Origin of the sequence: Tamilnaduibacter salinus, from assembly GCF_003096655.1 — a bacterium.
GTDB classification, from domain to species: domain Bacteria; phylum Pseudomonadota; class Gammaproteobacteria; order Pseudomonadales; family Oleiphilaceae; genus Tamilnaduibacter; species Tamilnaduibacter salinus.
In genome coordinates, this window is sequence record NZ_QEKQ01000018.1 from 1 (window position 1) to 2,272 (window position 2,272).

The window sequence follows — 2,272 nt, forward strand, 5'->3', positions numbered from 1 at the left end:
TTCGGCAAAGCTGATCTGGCTCATGGGGTAGCGACCTTCCCGGTTGGTGACTCTGGTGCTATTGTCGCAAATCCAAGGGCTTTTTCAGAGGTTCCCTAATCACTGTTAGCTTTGAGAATACGAGAGGAAACGGATGGCTTATAATGATCGAAGACTTTAAAGCTGATCTAAAAGTTTTAAATAGCCTCCAAATCTATAGAAAATACGTTCTTGGCGGCGTATGTCACTTGCTAGACAATCATGATTTATTTGAGCTGCGAGAGGTGATCTGCGAGCAGTTCCAAATAGAGTTTAATGATGTGCTAATGGTTGGCTCGGGTAAGTTAGGATTTAGCATAAAGCCTTCAAGAAGATTTGGGCTTTTCAATGATGACTCTGACATTGATATCGCTATTGTCTCAACCTCATTGTTTGAGCGTGTATGGCAAGAAGCCTACCTCTACAAAAAGAGTGGTGCAGATTGGCCGTCAGCGGGAAGGTTTTTCAAGTATCTTGCTGATGGCTGGATAAGACCTGACAAACTCCCGCCAAGTAATTACTTTGATTTTGCTGCAGAATGGTGGACCTTTTTCAATGAGTTGACTAGCAGCAATAGATTTGGCCCCTATAAAATACGCGGCGGCCTCTATCATTCTCATTTTTTCTTGCAAGAATACCAAACTATTTGTATTGATCAGTGCATTCAGGAGGCTTTTTAATGGACACTTCAGCATCAAATAGGCGCCTTCGAGTGCTGTTGACAGCTATCGGAAACAAGACTCTTATTCCACAACCTGATTTTCAGAGACGCTTAGTTTGGACAAATAAAGATAAGATTGAATTCATAAAAACAGTACTTGAAGGTTACCCATTTCCAGAAATATATATCGCTGCTGGAAAAGTGGACCCAAAGACCGGGGACGGCGCAGAAGTTCTAGTTGATGGGCAGCAAAGAATAACAACACTGTACCAGTACTTTAAAGGTTCCCCCGACATAAAGCTTGGTAAAAATTTGCCCGCGTATGTTGATCTTGACGAAGACAAACAAATAGATTTTTTGGAGTATAAAGTAGTGGTTCGGGACATGGGAAACATGCCCATGGACGATATTAAAGAGGTCTTTAAAAGAATTAACTCAACGAGCTATGGCCTCAATGCTATGGAGTTACACAACTCGCGCTACGGTGGTGAGTTTAAGAATTTCGCTGAAGAGGTTTCTCAAAGTAAGATATTTGAAGATAACCGCGTATTTACATCTACCGATATAAAGCGAATGAATGATGTAAGGTACTGTCTGGGCCTTATAATAACGATTATGAGCACGTATTTTAATAGAGATAAAGAGCTAGAAAATTATCTAGAAAAATACAACGAAGAGTTTCCCGAGCGGGACAAGCTATATAGTGAAATATCTGAGGTTTTCTCGTTTATCGACAGGTTGAATTTCAATAGTAGCTCTAGAGCCTTCAAGAAGGCTGATTTCTTTACGCTTTTTGTTGAGCTTCATAGGGCATTAATCAAAAACGCACTTGCTGTTGACGCTGGCACATTGAGAGGGCTGTTAGATGACTTTTATGCACGTGTAGATCGAGTTCCATCCGGCGACTCTGGGGATGACAGGGAAGCTCAGGAATATTACAGCGCAGCCTTACAGGCAAGTAACGATAGGAGTAGCAGAATCACACGTGGTGAGTCTATCTACGCTTTGGTTCAGAAGTCCACAAGCTAACCAATGAATCAAGCCGACCGTTTTGCGCTAGCGCTCAAAACGGCGGCTTATTCAGGGCGTTAACTGCTATGTCGATTTTAAGTGGTATTTTTATAATTATTGGGCTGCTAACACTTCTCTCAGCAGGGATTCTTTATGCTTTTGCGCTGAGTAAATTTAAGAAAGCAATGAAGCGATCCAGCGATGACAGACTTTTTGGGTTAGGAATGGACAATTTGACGGATTTATTTGGCCCATCTTATGGTACCCGTGAAGTACAACTTTACTTTCTTAAGAAAAAATTCCTATTACACCCGAGTCCGGACGTAGTTTCCGCCGGTAAATTTGTTTATAAATGTATGCTGTTGGCTTGTATCAGTATGCTGGCACTAACCGTAGGCATGGTCATTAATGCAATCAGCAGTTAACAAACGGCGGCAGGCGGACCAATCTACGCTCCTTACGTCGCTCCAATTGGCCCGCTGCGCCGGGCGTTGAGGCTGTAGAAAAAGTCCCGCAATCGCCGATCCGGCTCTGGTAGCATCGACCCATCGCTGGCTGACAAGGACCCGTCTTCCACCATGC

At 43.0% G+C, this 2,272-nt stretch carries 3 protein-coding genes; all 3 read left to right on the forward strand.

The genetic code is table 11. From position 1 onward, the window contains the following. The first annotated feature begins 143 nt into the window (after window positions 1-143). Window positions 144-698, forward strand: coding sequence for a hypothetical protein (locus tag C8D92_RS15530; RefSeq protein ID WP_116919945.1), 555 nt, complete (start codon window positions 144-146; stop codon window positions 696-698). Then, complete coding sequence (locus C8D92_RS15535; protein WP_116919946.1) at window positions 698-1,708, forward strand: DUF262 domain-containing protein; 1,011 nt, start codon at window positions 698-700, stop codon at window positions 1,706-1,708. The genes C8D92_RS15530 and C8D92_RS15535 overlap by 1 nt, the downstream gene beginning before the upstream one ends. A gap of 68 nt (window positions 1,709-1,776) precedes the next feature. Further along, the gene (locus C8D92_RS15610) at window positions 1,777-2,115 is read left to right on the forward strand and encodes a hypothetical protein (RefSeq protein WP_133243142.1); all 339 of its coding nucleotides are present in this window, start codon (window positions 1,777-1,779) and stop codon (window positions 2,113-2,115) included. Window positions 2,116-2,272 lie beyond the last annotated feature (157 nt).

What these genes read in the sequence shown, in the direction of transcription:
- C8D92_RS15530 (WP_116919945.1), top strand. Translation starts at nt 144, where the DNA reads ATGATCGAAGACTTTAAAGCTGATCTAAAAGTTTTAAATAGCCTCCAA.
- C8D92_RS15535 (WP_116919946.1), top strand. Translation starts at nt 698, where the DNA reads ATGGACACTTCAGCATCAAATAGGCGCCTTCGAGTGCTGTTGACAGCT.
- C8D92_RS15610 (WP_133243142.1), top strand. Translation starts at nt 1,777, where the DNA reads ATGTCGATTTTAAGTGGTATTTTTATAATTATTGGGCTGCTAACACTT.